Origin of the sequence: Tardiphaga sp., assembly GCF_041424195.1 — a bacterium.
In the GTDB taxonomy this organism is placed as follows: domain Bacteria; phylum Pseudomonadota; class Alphaproteobacteria; order Rhizobiales; family Xanthobacteraceae; genus Tardiphaga.
The window spans coordinates 19,480-35,204 of the sequence record NZ_JBGMOE010000155.1; the positions used below are offsets into that span (position 1 = coordinate 19,480).

Below are 15,725 nucleotides of genomic sequence, written 5' to 3' on the forward strand. Positions count from 1 at the left end.
GATCCTTGGCGACGTTATCGAGGGTTGCTCGGGTCGTATTGTTGGCGCGACGAAACAGGCTGGCATCGCGCACCGGATCAAGATCCGGGTAGCGCGGATGCCGTTCAAGAGCAGACGCTAGGTATTCGCCAGCGAGTCCGCCGGCATGGTCGGGTTGATTGCAGTCGAACATTGGCAGCAAGGCTTCCTCCGCGTTCATGGCGCCATCCTTGCCAGGTGAGCAAGGTCGAGTTCGCGCAATTCGCGCATACGATCGGACCTGTGCCGCGGTGCCAGGGCAACCTTGATGAGGTCGAGATCGCGTAGTCGCTTGGCTTTGGCCTCTGGCGTGTCGCCGCCTCGTTGATCTTGGATTCCGGCGAGCGCGCGCTGCACGACGAGCGCATTCGGATTTGCCGGAACGCTGACAAATGAAAACTCGCCGAGCTCGCAGCGCACGTATTTCTGCGGCCCCTTCTTAGGATTGGATTTGTCCAGCGGAATCGTCTGGATCGGATTGAAGCCGATTGACACCGCACTGATGATGCCCGCCTTGACGAGACCGCGGATCTCGTCGGCCTTGGCGCTGATGCCCGGAGGCGGCCAACGAACCCGAGCGGACAACTTGCCGCCGGATACACCAATCTCGGTGGCGCGAGCGATCGGCGTCCTCGTGTCATGCTGCCACAACACCACTGGATTTTGCCGGTAGTTGCGAAGATCAATGCCGCCCTGTTCGACGATCTCGCCGGTGCGGTCCATGTCGCTTGTGCTGCATGTCACGATGGTGTCGTCGTCGATCGACGAGAGGCCGGCAGGTAGCGACTTGTAAAGCAGAGCCATTGCACGGATCCTTTATGCGTAAATCGCGGCGCCGGCAGCGACGAGCGCGGCGGCCTCTGGCTTCAGGAAATTGCAGGTCGTGCCGCTCGGCACGGTCGGCCATAAGCGTTTCGAATATTCGCCGTCGGCCGGCGGCCGGGTGGGATAGCCCGGTGGGTTGGCCATCACGTAGTTTGCCGACAGCGTCACGCGAGCCAAGCCTTCGGGGCTGAGGCCGCCACCGAGCTCGGCCACGATTGGAACGCCGTTGACGGTCCCTAACTGCTGGGGATTCGACGTGCTCATGCCGACACCCCGTCGGGGTAGTCGCCCGCGCTATTACGCACGACGGCGTCAGCAATTGCCTTGGGCAGCGCGACAACATCGCCCGTTTTGCAGGATCGTCCGTCGGGGTGCTCGTATCCGTTGCGTGAAATCGTGACGAGCTTTTCGCCCGGCTTCGCGACGTCCGCGAATAAAGCGCGAGGATTCCGATCGGCGGCCGGCGCCCTCTCGCCATCGAACACGCGGCGCGGCGTGCCTGCAGTGGCCGGCTTGGCGGCAGGCTGGCGCCGGGACGGCGGGGCGCTGGGAGCGATCTTCCGTTCGCGGCCGGCGGCCGACTCGGAAATGCGTTCGATCTCGGATTCAAAAACTGCGATTTGCGACAGGTCCAGCATGGTCGGCGGCGGAGCGACGTGCGCCATAAACTCATGCTCAAACCCTGCGGCGCGCGCCTCGTCGACGATCGCAGTCACGCCGTTGACCGCGCGGGCGGCGGCTCGATGCGCGACGATATAAGCCGCGGCGGCGCCGAAATACTTGTCCAGATAGACCTTGAGCTGCTTGTCGCGATCGACCGAGCGAAGCTTCCGCGCACGGTCGAGAAGGTCGTCCTCGAGCAATTCCAGGCGTTCGAGCCGAAGGTGATGGCTGTCCATCTCCGCTTCGAGCTTCGCGATTTCCTTGTCCGATGCGTCATCGAGAAGCAACGCCTTGCGTCGCTGGCCGAATGAAGCGAGAGCCGCGGAGGACGCCTCGCGCTCTTCCTGCAGCTTCGAAAGTGCCGTCGTGACGCCGATCAACGTATCGGTATCACCACTGCCGCGCACGAAAGCCAGAATGTCGCCCATCAAACCCATTTCGATCTCTCCATCGTTGGGGAGACCGTGGACGACAACCGTCTGCAATTGCACGGGGGGGCATTGCAGAAAATTCAGCGCAGAGATTGATCCCGCAGGATGCTGAAAATTTGCCGCGCCTGGATGGTTAAGCCGTTGTTCGCACTTAAAATATCGAATGTCAGCCGTCGGATTTCTCCAGCCGCAGAGGGGATTCCATCGCGACTGTCGCTAATCCAATGCCTGATGGCGTACCTGTTCAGCTCCTCGGCAACCCACATCGCCTTGCCGTTCAGGCTGAACTTGCCGGACATCTCGGCGAGCGCGCGGATTTGCCTGTTTCGGATGTCGTGGCATAGGTGCTTTGCGAGGCCAGGGGTCTGATCGGCGATCGCCTTGAGCACCACCCCGCGCTGTGCTGGCGATAGGTCGGCCAGCACAGCGCGGTATCCAACGGCGAATCTGGCGCACGATTCAATATCGTCGGGCCCGATCATGAATAGACCTGTAGCTCTCGCGCGAAATCCTGCTTAAGCGAGCGCTCCGATATACCAAGGTGAGGCGCGATGTTCTCGGCACTCACCCCCAGCGCAGTCATCGCCGCAACGAAACGTCTCGCTCGATTCAGCGCGCCATCGATCGCCCAAAAGACCACCGCAAGTTCGCTGGCCATATCGCCGATGTCGTCATCAAGTCGCTTTCGCGGGCGCCGGATCCACTGGTTCGCGGTCGCATAGGCCATCAATGCGCCATAGCTGAGCCCATGACGCTCCAGCAGTTCTTCCATGTCCTCTGTCCCGGTGAAGTAGTCGCGTGCGACGGCATCCCAATCGACTTTTGCTGCCGCCGGCTTCCGCCCCGCGCCCTTCCTGACTCCGCCGCGACCCATGCCCTTTGATTTTGTCATATCGAAATACCCTTCCGTTTGATTATCAAAATGTGAGAAAGCCCCGTCATTGGCTCATTACTTCGCGTTTCTAGCCCCTTTGATTTGCCCTCATGCATCGCCAAAACTCCCACAGGAGGCAAAATTCTCTCTGTGCCGACCTTTGCGGTAGAGACTTCCTATTTCGTTTGAGACCGAAAACCCCCACCCCTCCTCCATCATCGGACGACGCCACCAACGAACTCGGCGAGGATGCGAGCCGCTGCGCTAGCGTGGTCCTCGTCCACCACGGGGAGCGAACGCCAACAGCAATCGCCGCCCCTGCTGATGTGCCCGACGATGTATCTCGGTGAGCCATCGATCCGTGCCGCAGTTTGCGGCTCGGTATTTTCTGCAACACTCATATTGAGTTTGTAGGTCCGACCAGGCCAACGCCCTCGCCCTTGCGGCCTTGTTGCGATTGCCAGGATCTTCATGTGCTCGAGCTTCCTGAGTTGACGTTGCACTGTATCCACTGACTGTTCCGTGCCACGGCTCAGCGTTTCCTGAGACGGCCAGCAAACACCGTCCTCGTCGGCGTAGTTGGCCAGGACAAGAAGAAGCACTTTGCGCGCCGGTGATCCTGTGATCTGACGCTCTGCCCAGGCGGTCGCCTGCCAGCTCATGAGTTGGCCCTGCCAAAAGCGAGCGCGGCGATCACGCAGGCTGTTGCTGACGGCAAACTATACTTGGTGACGAGCCGAAGTGATTGACGGTCTGCGAGTGATTGCGTATCTTGAAATTCGTTGAGCCCGCGAAGCACAACTATTTCAGAAGCCGGTTTGCTCTTTGCAGGAGCGACCGGCTTCGACGCTTTCGGGCGAGCCATCTATCAAGCAGCCCTTGCCATTGCACGGGCGGCGATCCGTTCTTCCTGCCACTGGATAATCTCAGCCTCGACCCACCCTACCGCTTTTTCACTCAGCGGAATCGATTTCGGAAACGTGCCGGCTTTCATGCCCTCGTAAATCGAGCTGCGCGCCAGACCGCTGGCTTCCTGCACTTCACGGAGACGAAGAATTCGCTGGACCATTGGATCACCGTCTTTACGGCTTCCGGACAATCACGGAAGCGACGGTACCCATTTGTCGCACTCAGGACCGACAATAAATCCCCAGAAATGAAATTCATTTCTGTCACTTTGTCCTACGGACGGTCTCGATTCGGAATTCGCTCTCCTTCACGTTTTCGAGCTCGGTAATATCGCCGTTTGATGGCGTCGAATTTCACACTGTCCCGCGCCGCTAGGTGCTCGAACGCGGCATCCGCGGACCCAAGCGATTTTTCCAGTTCAGCGACTTCCTCGATTAGAACGATGTCGACCGCTCGAAGCTTGATGACTGCGACTTTTTTCTTCCGGCCCACCTTCTGTTTGATCGACTTTCCAAGTACACCAGCGACGTACAAAGCCACACTGGGCGGCAGCACAACTTCTCGCGCACCATACTCCGTTTGAATTTTGATCTGCCCGGCGATTTTTTTGACGCTTGGGTAATCACCACGCTCGAGTTCATCAATTGCCCATAACCATTCACTGTTCGGCATTTGTCGCGCTCCCGCAATAGGCCGCCCAGTCCGCCATAAGCTGCTTCCGCTTTTCCCGCATACTACCGCGACGGTAAGCCCTCTCGACCTTGTCAGACACGGTGTGGGCGAGCGCCATTTCGGAAAGTTCGTTTGGATAGTCGGTCGTCTCCGCGCACCAATCTTTGAAGGTCGAGCGGAAGCCATGGACAGTGAGATCGGGGTCGTATCCCATCCCCTGCAACAACTCGAGCATCGCCATGTTCGACAGCGGTGTGTTGTCGTCAGAGCCTGGGAACAGGAGGCCTGAGGTAGACGTCGCGTCCGTCAGCAGTTGGCAAGCCCGATCGCAAAGAGGTACGACGTGATCGGACTTCCGCACGCCCTTTTTGCCTTTGATCCGCGCCCTCGGAATCGTCCACGTTTTCGCTGGGAGATCGAGTTCAGCGCGAAAGCCCTCAATGGTGTCACTGGTTCGGACGGCTGTCAGGATCGTGAATTCTAGTGCGCGGGCGCTCATGCTGTTCATGGCCCGGAGATCCGCCATGAATGCCGGGATGTCGGCATACGGCAGAGCCTTGTGGTGCTCCACGGGCGCGACGGACGACTTGGAGGGCAGTATCTGATCCAAGTGCCCTCGCCAGCGGGCGGGATTCTCGCCATCCCGCAGCTCCCGCGCCTTCGCCCAGTCCAGGACCGTTTCGATCCGTCCGCGCACCCGACTGGCAGTTTCTGTCTTGCTGGCCCAGAATGTTGGAGCGTCGGGCTCGTCAGTCTCGGTTTGCTCCAGAATCTTCAGTACCAGGCCCGTGTCGACCACCCCGACGGCTAAGTGACCGATAAAGGGATACGCGTAGGTCTCCAAGGTAGACCTCCACTGGTCAGCGTGTTTGGCGCTTTTCCATCCTGGAGCACGGGCAGCGATGCACTTCTCGGCGCAGGTCCGGAACGTGACAACTTTGGCGCGCTCCGCAGCCTCCACAGCCCGTTTGGCGTCGCGCTGGTCAATTGGATCAATGCCATCGATTAGAAGACTGCGGGCAGCCGTCGCCTTCTGCCGCGCATCGGCAAGAGTTATTCTCTTGTCGTCCGCCTTAACACTGACGGGCCCGAGCCCCATTTTTCGATGAACGCCTGTACGCGTGTATCGGAATATCCACGCTTTCGTTTTCTGCTGTGAGACCTGCAAGTATAGACCGCCGCCGTCGGAATACAGGCCGGGCGCCAGATCCTTCCTCAGAAACAAAGCTGATAGTTTATTGTTGGGGCGAGGCATTTTGCGCACGTCTCTACGTACATTCCGCGCACGGATTTAGCCGGAAGGTACCGGACATGTACAGACGTCAATTTCCACTTATGCCCATTTTTCAGGGAGTTATCGGATTGCTATGGACGCCATCGGACGCTAATCAACGGACACCCTTTCCGCCATACGTCGCTCTTTCGACGCAGCGCCTCTGAAGATCGACAGACTCGTCGCCGTCCGAGGCGATGATCTTTCGATGATGCTATCTCCAAGGGGAATGTCTCGGCGTCGCCCCGACCTCGCCATCATCGGATGAGGCCCGGGGACGTTGGCTTAAACTCAGCCGTCTCGTCCGAGTCCGTTTGGCGTGTTGCTTGATCTGCGGCAGGAAGGACCGCCTGCATGGACACCGGCCGGGCGGAGTATGCCGCGTGGTGCGGCAGCATCTTCCGGAAGCAAGGGGCTCGCTCAAGGAAAGAACTTGGCTCGTGGTCCGCAGTCAAACGCGCCGGGGAACGACGCCGGCTCCCGGAACGTCGGGACCGCTCGCGGGATGGCCGAAATCACGCGGGACCGGTCCCCGCTCGATGCTGCCGCGTTAATTGAAGGAGGCCTTTTTCCCGGCAGGCAAACATCCACGCCACCTCGAAGAAGGCCAAAAAATCGATGCTTGAGGCGCTTTCCTGCCGCATCGCTCGCCCCTTTCCTCGACCTGGCCCATCATCGTCGGGGCCTTCCGCAAGGCCCTGCATCAGCGCCGCGCGCCTCGACTATCAGGTCGCCCCCCTATAGAAGGATACCCCATATGATCACACCAGCGCTGAGAGGCCATGCCGCAAGACTATCGTCCGGATATTGACGGGCTTCGCGCTGTAGCGATCATTCTTGTTGTTATCTTCCACGCATTTCCGGCCGCCTTGACCGGCGGGTACGTGGGCGTTGACGTGTTCTTCGTCATCAGTGGGTACGTGATCACCCGAAAATACTTCCCTCAAATGACGGAAGGCACCTTCAGTTTCGGGAAGTTTTACCAGGCGAGAGCTAGGAGGCTTTTGCCAGCGCTCTCAATTGTAGTCGGAGCAACGGTTATCTTTGGCGGCTTCATCCTGCTGCCAATCAGATATGAGAATCTGGGCCTCCAAGGCATCGCCGGATTGTTGTTCTTCCCGAATTTCTTGGCATGGACGGAAGTCGGGTACTTCGATGCCGCGGCCGAAACGAAACCCCTTCTCCACCTATGGTCGTTAGGGATTGAAGAGCAATTCTACCTTCTCTGGCCGCTCCTACTGATCCTCTTTGCGAGAACCCGAAAGAGGGCGATCGCGTTTCTAACAGTGATCGTAGTTGCATCATTCATCTACTGCATCATTGACACACGTCTCAACCAAGCGACAGCATATTACAACCCGCTGGCTCGCCTTTGGGAACTCGGAACCGGCGGACTTATTGCGGTCGCAATCCGGAATCCTAAACGTAGGAACATCGTTTCTTTTCTCGGCCTCGTACTCATCTTATGCAGCGCCGCCCTTCTCACCAAATCAAGCGAATTCCCCGGCTGGCGTGCTGCAGCTCCTGTTGTTGGATCCGCCCTGATACTCACTTACGGCGCGAGTTTCTTGGAGCGCCGGTTACTCATAGAGGTCGGAAAGATCAGCTACCCCGCTTACCTGTGGCACTGGCCCCTGATCACCTTTGCGACGATTTCAGGTCTTACATCCGCATGGATCATGGGATCCATCGTCATCGCCAGTTTTGTTCTAGCTTGGCTAACTACTGCACTGGTAGAAACCCCAATTCGCTTCGGACGTCTCAGCCAGCGGGCGCCTGCAATTGCATCGTCGATGGCCGCTCTCGCCCTTTTAATGAGCGCCGCGGTATGTTTCAGCAGCGGCCTCCCAAAGCGCTACCCTGCGGAGATTCGATCTGTAATCGACACAATGCGATATGACTCAGCCGCAGGCGCTCGCGCGCAGACGTGCTGGATTGCGAACACTGCGACAAGCGAGTTCAGCAGAGAGTGCAGTTCTGGGCAAACATTGATCTGGGGCGATTCGCATGCTGGCCGCCTTTACACCGGCTTTTCCGAAGATCGCGACGGACAGGTCGCTCAATTTACACGAGACGCATGCCTACCCTCATTCGGTGCAAACTCGACGGTATGCGAAAGGAGCAACAACGATATTGTTAACAGGATCGCTGAGCTAAAGCCGAATAAGCTGATTATATTCGCCTTCTGGGCACATTTGGTAAACAGCGAAGAATTGAAGCGTTCCCAGATGAGCAGTCTCGCGCGCGCTGTGGTCGAAACGCGAAAATCAGTGAAGCAAGTAGTGATCCTCGGTCCCGCGCCGCTATGGTCACCCGACTTGCCCACACAAGTTTATGAGAACTGGAAATCCTCGGGCAGAATTCCGGATCGCATCCGACCAAGCAACGTGGACTATAAGCAATTGGACAGCGATCTCGCCGCCGTAGCGAGGACCTCCGGTGCTCAGTTCATTTCAATATACGACGCCATGTGCAACGAGGCGGGATGCATCACACACGGAAGCTCGCCGAGAGGCGAATTGATCTCATGGGATTACGGCCACCTGACAAAAGCTGGAGCCAATTTTGTGGCTGACCTCGTCCGAACCGAAGCGCATACTTCACTTGAACGATCGGACCTGAAGTGAAGCACCATGCCGACCGAGATTAATTAAACACGCAGCTGGCAGCGATGCCGTTCTCTCTTCCTTCCTCGCCCGACGATTGATGGAGAATAGGAGGCATCGCCGATAAAGAGCTTTCGGCACTCCTCGCGAGTGAGCCGCTCGTTCCCGTCGTGCACAACACGACCTATGACGCTCTGCGCGAAGTCAGCCCCATGCCAGCCTCGCGAAGTGGACAAGAAGCTTGCACTCGTCATCGTGCGTTTGAATGACGCGGCCGCCCGGCGCTTACGATAGCGTGAGAGTCGAGGGCCGATCATGAACCAAAGGACAAGCGCACCAAATTCGTCGCGCATGGCGTCGCTGGACCTATTGCGACTGCTGGCAGCGCTGGCTGTTGTCTTCTTCCACTATTGCTTCCGCGGCAAGATCGCAGGCGATCTCGACGACGGGTACCCCGCGGCGGTGCCGTTCGCAATGTACGGCTATCTCGGCGTAAACCTGTTCTTTCTGATCAGCGGCTTCGTGATCTCCTGGTCCGCCGAGGGCCGACACTGGCAGGAATTTTCCGTCGCGCGCTTCGTCCGGCTCTATCCCGGATTTCTCGTCTGCATGACGGCGACCTTCGTCGTTCTCACGATTGCCCGCGATCCGCGTTTCCCGACCGATCTTTTGACCTATGCCGCTAATCTTTCGATGTTCGCTCCCGCCCTCGGTCGACTTGCGATGGACGGCGTCTACTGGTCGATCATGCTAGAGATCGTCTTTTACGGCTGGTTCGCCGCGCTGATCTTCGTCGGCGTCTATCCGCGTCGAAAGCTCACCATTATCGCAATTTGGCTGGCAATTTCCGCGCTGAACGAGACATTCGTCGGAAGCGGCGCACTGCGCATCGTCCTCGTGACGGCATATGCGCCGTTCTTTGCCAGTGGAATCCTAGCTTATCACCTGATTTCAAGAGGCATCTCGTCGGGCGCGCTGGCACTTCTCACAGCGTCGTTCCTGCTTTCGTGCAAGACCATCGTCTTCTCTCAAAACTGGATGATCACGCATCTTGGAGCCGCGCCGTCCTACCCTCACCTCGTCGCTGCGAACATCGCGGTACACGTGATCTTTGCCGGCGCCATCATGCTCCGATCCGTCGTACGTCCATCTCCGACGATGTTGATGCTGGGCGGCCTGACCTATCCGCTCTATCTGTTGCATCAATTCATCGGCTACATCCTGCTCAATGCGCTTGCGCCGCATGTCGGCAAGCACGCTGCCGTCATACTCGTGCTCGTTGGAATGTTCATTGCGTCCTTCCTCGTCTGGCACTTCATAGAAGTACCAATACGCAAACCGCTGATCCGGGGGCTGATGTCTATCATGAGCCGCCTGACCGTGGGCTACCGGGTTTCGCAAGAAGTCTGCTTTGCTCCCTCGATCGCTTCGCCGGGCGCGAAAGTTGAAGGCAGCGAACCGCCCGCTTGATCTCGCCCCCCCAACTCCGTGAGTGGAAAACGCGGGCACTCGTACCAACTCGGCCGGTTGGCATAAGGAGATGGGTTATGAAAATCGCTCTATTTGCCGTGATCGCGCTGGTCGCACGGATAGCGGGCGCGAGCGCTCAAACCACCCTTCACTATGCATCCGGTTTGGGCGCCTCAGACGCGCGAGCGGGAGCTGAACTCGGCTTTAACATGGCCGACGTTGGCGACCTCGCCTCGCTCAACGCTCTCCCCCAAGGCATGAAAGGCCTGATCTGGCTTGGCATCAAAGGCGGAGCCACGACCGAGTTTCAGAACAAGGTGAAACCGTTCATCGGCAACGCGAAAGTATTCGGGTTCTATCTCTGGGACGAGCCTGATCCAACAGGCAGGTATGGCGAACTCATCACCCCAAGCAGCCTTAAGGAACAGTCCGATTGGATACACCAGAATGTCCCGGGTGCGAAAACGTTTATCGTGCTGATGAACATGGGCTCATCGAACGCCCGCCCGGACTACAAGAATACATACAACCCGGCAAACACCGGAATCGATCTGTATGGGCTTGATCCTTACCCTTTCCGTACAGACGCGGCCGCATCGAACCTGAATGACATAGACGCGGCCGTTGCGGCCGCCGTCCAGGCGGGAATACCTGCAGGAAAAATTGTCCCGGTGTTTCAGGCGTTTGGCGGAGGCACCTTCAAAACGGCCGAGGGTGGGAAATATGTCGTCCCTACCCCGAAACAACTTCAGGCGTTGATCGATCGATGGACGACCATCACTCCATCGCCGGAGTTCGATTTTGTTTACTCATGGGGAAATCAGCAGGGCGACACAGCCCTTCGTGACCGGCCCGAGCTGCAGGCTGTCTGCAAGGCGCACAATACTGGCGGGGCTGCCCTCGGTCCTTCTCGCGGACAGTGAGCAACAGCAAGGGGCCAACGCCGCGCGTAGTGCCGCGGTCGATCCTCTGTGCTAACATCAGGATCGCACTTGCCTGCGTTTTCGGCGATGGTGACCCGCGGTTAGACGCTCTGCCATCATCGTCGTTCCCCTTCCGCCATTTGCCGCATCAGCCTCCATCGGACGACATGATCGATCAATCCGAGCCAACAATGCCTGCTGAAACACTCGCCGCTCCCAAGCCGCCGCGCTGCGCGATGTGCCGGGCGCGGATGACATTGTTGCGGAGCGAGCCCGATGCCGGGGGTGGCGACAAATGTACCTTCACCTGCCCCAAATGCGAATTCGTGAAGACCAAGATCGTCGGCGGGCCGCCCGATCTCAGCCGCCATCGTCCGCCCCGGAAGGCAAGACAGCCCGGGACGCGCCAGTCCGCTTCGAGGATCGGAACTAACGCGGTGGCTGAGCCGTCGGGAGCGGTGCGCCGCCGACCGAGATAGCCCCTGCGGGACGATCGGCGGGGCGTTTACGCGGTGCCGTTGGCGCCGGGCGGGCGGCGACGGGAGCAGCCGGAACTGCAGCCACGGGCGCTGTCGGCACGGCGGCCGGAGCCGGCGGTGCGAGAACGCCTCGGCCCTGCAGCGCATCGATCTTGGCGGTCAGTCCAACGACCTGGGTCGTCAGGCCCTGGATCTGATCGGACAAGCGCTTCAATTCGGCCTGCTGCGCCGTCAGCAGTTCGGTTGCGGCCTGGATCGAACTGCCGGTCTGTTGCTGGAACGCTGCGAAATCAGTCGCGCTGACTCCGCCTTCCGCCGCGCTGGCCAGAACCGGCGCGCCATCTCTGCTGCCAGTGCTTCCCGTGACAGCTTGCACCATATCGGTCAGCGCCTCGCGGTAGTTCAGCCAGAGATATCCACCGCCGCCACCGAGGATCAGCAGCACGACGATGATTCCGAGCGGGCCGAACGACCTGCGCTTGGGCAAGGTCACCGGCGGCGGCCCGACATTGATCTCGTTATTGAATGCATCGGCCACGGGAGATCCTCACTTGCGGCATCCGATCCTGCGGCTCGTCGAGCGAGACAACCGGCGCGATTCCTTGGAGCGTATGTAAGCAAAAAATCCGCGGAGGTGAACTGCCGCGCCCCGCTAATCCCCCATGTCCCGTCGTCATGCCCGCGCTCATACGTCCTCAGCGCCAGTTAACCCTGCGCCAGGCAGGTCTCGCCTCGTCGGCGCCGCATTGTCATCGCCATCGCGCCGCGATCGCTCCTCGCAACCGGGTAAAATGTTGCAACGACGCATCACTACAGCTCCGAATGAAAAGCCGACCGCGAATCTCTTTGACTGTGCGGCCCCCTGTGACGTTTGTAGTTCGCGGGGGAATAAGGACTACCACGATGATCGAGACCGTCACCGCACTCTTCGGCTTTCTCAGCGCCGGCATTCTGGCCGCTCACGCCTATGACGGTTACCGCGCCCGCTTCTAAGCGCGCAACGATCTCGCAGCATCGCCGCTCAGCCATGTCGCAACCTAGCGAGTTGGTGCGTCTGCAACCACTGTGCTGCCGTGCTCGAGAGGCCCGGCTTCAACGGGAGCTGCCTCCGGCGAAACAAGACGGAAACACGATTCTCCAGAACCGCTTTGAACGCGCCCCGCGAGGGCTGCGACTGATGGGCAGGGACACAGCAAGGCGCACCGCGCCCACCCATGGAGAATATCTATGCTTCGCAAAATGACCCTCGGACTGATCGCTGCGGCCTCACTCGGTGCGGCCGCCCTCGCCCCCAGCGCTGCGTCGGCTCATGGCTGGCATATTGGCGGCTGGCACGGTGGATGGGGTGGCTACGGTCACCACGCCTTCTATGGCGGGCCGGCTTTCTATGTCGGCGGCCTGACGGATGGCTGCCTGCAGCGCCGTATCGTGGAAACCCGCCGTGGGCTCCGCGTCCGTACCGTCAACGTCTGCGCCTACTGATCACACCAAACTCCGGAAAGCCCGGCCGCCCAAGCGGCCGGGCTTTCTGCTGCCTTACTCAGGTATTGTTCTGCTTCTGTTGCCCTCCGGTGACAGCCAAGGTCCGCGTTTCCAGCTAAACCTTGTGTCGAATTCGCTCAATATCTTCAGGGCGATGGAAGGTTCTGGATGCGAACGCTTTGGCTGGCCGCGATCATCGCAGCGTCGGGCGCGGTGAATGCCGCTGCCGCCGACCTGCAGTCGCGCGTGTGGACCAAAGCGCCCGCGGCGACTGAAGCAGGCTACAACTGGGGCGGCTGGTATGCTGGCGGCAATGCCAGCGGCTCCTGGGGCCAGAGCAACGTCTCCAATGCTTTCGTCAACGGCACGGCCCCGATTGCAAACCAACAGGCGATCGCAGCAGCTTCACCGCGGCTCAATCCCGACGGTTTCACCGGCGGTGGCCAGATTGGCTACAATCACCAGGTCGATCGCTGGCTGTTCGGCGTTGAGGCCGATGCGAATTATTTCGGCCTGAAGCAGTCGCGCGGTTTCACCGCCCCCTTCCCGGCCGGCGGGTCCTTCACCACGACCAACTCGGTGACAAGCGACTGGCTGGTCACGCTGCGCCCGCGCGTCGGCTATACGGTCGATCGCACGCTGTTTTATGCGACCGGCGGTCTCGCACTGACCGAGTTGAATTTTGCGTCGTCGCTCACCGACACGACCGGCCAGAACGAAGCCGCATCATTGTCGAAGACCGTAGCCGGATGGACGATCGGCGCAGGCATCGAACACGCCTTCAGCAAGAACTGGTCGGCGAAGGTCGAATATCTCCACACCGACTTCGGCAAGCAGTCGGTAACGGCGCCGGTCTTCACCGGTCCCGGCGCGGCAACCGGTATCATCGCCCACGATGTGGATCTGAAGACAAATACGGTGCGTGGCGGACTGAACTATCATTTCGGCGGCCCGTCGGTCGCGCGCTACTGATCGCTGCGGAAAGCATCGAAAGAAAAAGCCCTCCGAAGCGAGGGCTTTTTCTTTCGATACCAGTTTTTGATGCGCGCTGCGCGGCTCACCCCGTCATCGCCAAAGCGCGACTTTCGACCGGATACGGCTCTACCGTGATGGTCCAGCGCAGCGGCCAGCAGGTCAGATCCGGACGGACGGCATGAACATAGCCGTTGACGAAAACGCTGTCGGCATCATCGCTAAATCGTTCGTCGATCAGTTCGCCATGGAGATGCGCCATCCGGCAGCGGCGCATCTGCGCGTATTTCGTCGTCTCGTATTTGGCCAAATCAGGCCTCCCCAACGTCGCAAGGTCCCCGCAGGAACTGTCGGCGACTCGCGGTTAACAAAGCCTCAAACGAACCTGCGACGGTATCGGGCTAGCGGTCTCTGCACCCAATGTGAGGAAGACCCCGACTTTCGGCGATCAGATTCACGGCTGCTTCAAGAATGCAGAACAGTGTGGCGGCAATATTATTGGAGCGTCCCATGTTCATGATTGCGAGCATTCTGACGGTCGCTGCCGGTGTGTTCTATGCAGCGAGCATCAATAACAGCGGATGGGCGATGCAGGTGTGCCGCTATGGCGACATTTTCTGCATGAACCCGTCATGGCTCATGATCGCTGCCGTCCTGTCCGTCATCTGGGCCTTCTTCCTGCGTGTCGACCGACTCTAGTCGGTCGATCAGCAGACGATCTGGTCGGCAGCGAGTTCAGCGGGCCCGGGAGTTGTCCGGCGCGGTGCCAAACGCAACGATTTCGATGCGGCGCAGTGTGGACAGCCAAAGGTGCGAATCTCACCGCCCTCGTCGTCCGACTCGATCTTGATCAAATAGACTTGGGTCCTGCAGTACGAACATTTCAAATGCTCGGTGCGAATATTGTCGTTGAGGTAAGCTCCGTGGATACCGGGCATCTGCAGTCTCCGAAAACCGAGAACAGCTCGCCCGGACCTGCGCGTTTTCGCGCATGATGCGAGCGTGGAAACAGACAACCTATAATTGCTTAAAGAGCGCTCTACCCGACTGGGGAATCGCAGCAGTAGTGAGCTACCTTACTCCGGTTGAATTATCCAGATTGCAGGTTCGGCGCGGTACGCCTTTTCACGCAGTTTAGAGTGCATTTAAAGTCTTCGATTGCGGTCCATCGCCACACAACTATAGATGTTGATGGACCGATCTGTTCGATGACCCTGGAATGTCGCAATGCACAAGCGATATCAGCCGCTCAACATCCCCATCGAGATCGTCCGTACCGTTGTGGCGATCTCCGAGACTGGCAGCCTGACCAAGGCGGCCGAACGGCTGGGCCTGAGCCAACCGGCCGTCAGCTCCCAGATCAAGCGCATCCAGGCCATGGTGGGAGGCAACCTCTTCACCAAAACGGTCAACGGTACGACCGCCACCCAGCTCGGCAAGCTGGTCCTGCACCAGGCCCGCCGCATCCTCGAGGCTAACGACCAGATGCTGCGGATCGGCGGCGCCGCCCATCATCCGCAGCCCATCCGGCTGGGATTGAGCACATTGTTCGTGCGGGAGTTCTTCACTAACCAGACCGCCCAAAGCCTGACCGATCTGGTCATTCATACAGACAACTCCATCAGCATCACCAAGGGCCTGATCGACGGCTATATCGACATTGCCTACATCCTCGAAAATCCGGAGATGGGCAGCGAAACCTCGCACCTGATCGTCAATGAGACAGACGAGGAATTCGTTTGGGTGCGCGCGAAGGAGTTCGTCCTCAGTCCGGGCTCACCGATCCCGCTTCTGACCTGGCCGGGCGACGATCTGATGATCCGGACACTGACGCGCCACGGCCTCTCCTACAAGATTGTATTCAACAGTCCCGACTATCACGCCAAGCTGGCAGCCGTTGAAAGCGGCATCGGCATCACCGCGATTCCGAAACGGATGATCCCACCTGCGCTCGTCTGGGCGCAGGAATATTACTTGCCGCACCTGCCGCCTCTCAAAGCGTTGCTGTGCGCGCGCTCGAACCTGGAGACGATGCAGAGCACGGACTTGCTCAACGAGATATCGTCACGCTTTTTCAAGTCACCGGGCGTCGTGAACCAATAGTGCCGCCACGATCGTGGACCTGAAT

20 protein-coding genes are annotated in these 15,725 nt (G+C 59.3%); 7 read left to right on the forward strand and 13 right to left on the reverse strand.

Features of this window, described 5'->3' with window-relative positions:
* From ACEK02_RS19865 to ACEK02_RS19910, 10 genes are all read right to left on the reverse strand, one after another.
* Positions 1 to 199: hypothetical protein (locus ACEK02_RS19865; protein WP_371423284.1), on the reverse strand; the 199-nt coding region annotated here is incomplete at its 3' end.
* Positions 196 to 741: an HK97 family phage prohead protease gene (locus ACEK02_RS19870; RefSeq protein ID WP_371423285.1), complete on the reverse strand. Its 546-nt coding sequence runs from the start codon at positions 739 to 741 to the stop codon at positions 196 to 198. The genes ACEK02_RS19870 and ACEK02_RS19865, both read right to left, overlap by 4 nt.
* Positions 742 to 834: 93 nt before the next feature.
* Positions 835 to 1,107, reverse strand: coding sequence for a hypothetical protein (locus ACEK02_RS19875; protein ID WP_371423286.1), 273 nt, complete (start codon positions 1,105 to 1,107; stop codon positions 835 to 837).
* On the reverse strand, positions 1,104 to 1,886 hold the full coding sequence (locus ACEK02_RS19880; protein WP_371423287.1) for a hypothetical protein: 783 nt from the start codon (positions 1,884 to 1,886) through the stop codon (positions 1,104 to 1,106). The genes ACEK02_RS19875 and ACEK02_RS19880 overlap by 4 nt, the downstream gene beginning before the upstream one ends.
* A 131-nt stretch (positions 1,887 to 2,017) precedes the next feature.
* Positions 2,018 to 2,419: a hypothetical protein gene (locus ACEK02_RS19885; RefSeq protein ID WP_371423288.1), complete on the reverse strand. Its 402-nt coding sequence runs from the start codon at positions 2,417 to 2,419 to the stop codon at positions 2,018 to 2,020.
* Positions 2,416 to 2,829, reverse strand: a complete 414-nt coding sequence (locus ACEK02_RS19890; protein ID WP_371423289.1) for a hypothetical protein — start codon at positions 2,827 to 2,829, stop codon at positions 2,416 to 2,418. The genes ACEK02_RS19885 and ACEK02_RS19890 overlap by 4 nt, the downstream gene beginning before the upstream one ends.
* Before the next feature lie 197 nt (positions 2,830 to 3,026).
* Entirely contained in the window at positions 3,027 to 3,473 is a 447-nt protein-coding gene (locus tag ACEK02_RS19895; RefSeq protein ID WP_371423290.1) for a helix-turn-helix domain-containing protein, read from the reverse strand.
* 206 nt (positions 3,474 to 3,679) lie between these two features.
* Complete coding sequence (locus ACEK02_RS19900; protein WP_371423291.1) at positions 3,680 to 3,880, reverse strand: AlpA family phage regulatory protein; 201 nt, start codon at positions 3,878 to 3,880, stop codon at positions 3,680 to 3,682.
* Positions 3,881 to 3,993: 113 nt separating this feature from the next.
* Complete coding sequence (locus tag ACEK02_RS19905) at positions 3,994 to 4,392, reverse strand: hypothetical protein (protein WP_371423292.1); 399 nt, start codon at positions 4,390 to 4,392, stop codon at positions 3,994 to 3,996.
* Positions 4,379 to 5,647, reverse strand: coding sequence for a tyrosine-type recombinase/integrase (locus tag ACEK02_RS19910; RefSeq protein WP_371423293.1), 1,269 nt, complete (start codon positions 5,645 to 5,647; stop codon positions 4,379 to 4,381). Before ACEK02_RS19910 ends, ACEK02_RS19905 begins: the two co-directional genes overlap by 14 nt.
* 800 nt (positions 5,648 to 6,447) lie before the next feature.
* Between ACEK02_RS19910 and ACEK02_RS19915 the strand changes: the two genes are divergently transcribed.
* From ACEK02_RS19915 to ACEK02_RS19925, 3 genes are all read left to right on the forward strand, one after another.
* Positions 6,448 to 8,292 (forward strand): acyltransferase family protein, encoded by a 1,845-nt coding sequence (locus tag ACEK02_RS19915; RefSeq protein ID WP_371423294.1) that lies wholly within the window; start codon positions 6,448 to 6,450, stop codon positions 8,290 to 8,292.
* Positions 8,293 to 8,622: 330 nt separating this feature from the next.
* A complete protein-coding gene (locus ACEK02_RS19920) occupies positions 8,623 to 9,741 on the forward strand; it encodes an acyltransferase family protein (RefSeq protein ID WP_371423324.1) in 1,119 nt (372 codons plus the stop codon).
* Between the two features lie 77 nt (positions 9,742 to 9,818).
* A complete protein-coding gene (locus tag ACEK02_RS19925) occupies positions 9,819 to 10,664 on the forward strand; it encodes a hypothetical protein (RefSeq protein WP_371423295.1) in 846 nt (281 codons plus the stop codon).
* A gap of 429 nt (positions 10,665 to 11,093) precedes the next feature.
* Here ACEK02_RS19925 and ACEK02_RS19930 read toward each other — a convergent pair whose 3' ends face one another.
* Positions 11,094 to 11,681 (reverse strand): hypothetical protein, encoded by a 588-nt coding sequence (locus ACEK02_RS19930; RefSeq protein ID WP_371423296.1) that lies wholly within the window; start codon positions 11,679 to 11,681, stop codon positions 11,094 to 11,096.
* A gap of 689 nt (positions 11,682 to 12,370) precedes the next feature.
* On the opposite strand from ACEK02_RS19930, the gene ACEK02_RS19935 reads away from it, so the two are divergent.
* Positions 12,371 to 12,625 (forward strand): hypothetical protein, encoded by a 255-nt coding sequence (locus ACEK02_RS19935; protein ID WP_371423297.1) that lies wholly within the window; start codon positions 12,371 to 12,373, stop codon positions 12,623 to 12,625.
* Between the two features lie 168 nt (positions 12,626 to 12,793).
* Positions 12,794 to 13,597, forward strand: a complete 804-nt coding sequence (locus ACEK02_RS19940) for an outer membrane protein (RefSeq protein WP_371423298.1) — start codon at positions 12,794 to 12,796, stop codon at positions 13,595 to 13,597.
* A gap of 85 nt (positions 13,598 to 13,682) precedes the next feature.
* Here the strand turns inward: ACEK02_RS19940 and ACEK02_RS19945 are convergent, their stop codons facing one another.
* Complete coding sequence (locus ACEK02_RS19945) at positions 13,683 to 13,907, reverse strand: hypothetical protein (RefSeq protein WP_371423299.1); 225 nt, start codon at positions 13,905 to 13,907, stop codon at positions 13,683 to 13,685.
* 200 nt (positions 13,908 to 14,107) lie between these two features.
* Here ACEK02_RS19945 and ACEK02_RS19950 point away from each other — a divergent pair, with 200 nt between their 5' ends.
* Positions 14,108 to 14,296, forward strand: a complete 189-nt coding sequence (locus ACEK02_RS19950) for a hypothetical protein (protein ID WP_371423300.1) — start codon at positions 14,108 to 14,110, stop codon at positions 14,294 to 14,296.
* An 8-nt stretch (positions 14,297 to 14,304) separates the two neighbouring features.
* On the opposite strand, the gene ACEK02_RS19955 is transcribed toward ACEK02_RS19950, so the two are convergent.
* Complete coding sequence (locus ACEK02_RS19955; protein ID WP_371423301.1) at positions 14,305 to 14,535, reverse strand: hypothetical protein; 231 nt, start codon at positions 14,533 to 14,535, stop codon at positions 14,305 to 14,307.
* Between the two features lie 289 nt (positions 14,536 to 14,824).
* Here ACEK02_RS19955 and ACEK02_RS19960 point away from each other — a divergent pair, with 289 nt between their 5' ends.
* Positions 14,825 to 15,700: a LysR family transcriptional regulator gene (locus tag ACEK02_RS19960; RefSeq protein WP_371423302.1), complete on the forward strand. Its 876-nt coding sequence runs from the start codon at positions 14,825 to 14,827 to the stop codon at positions 15,698 to 15,700.
* Positions 15,701 to 15,725 lie beyond the last annotated feature (25 nt).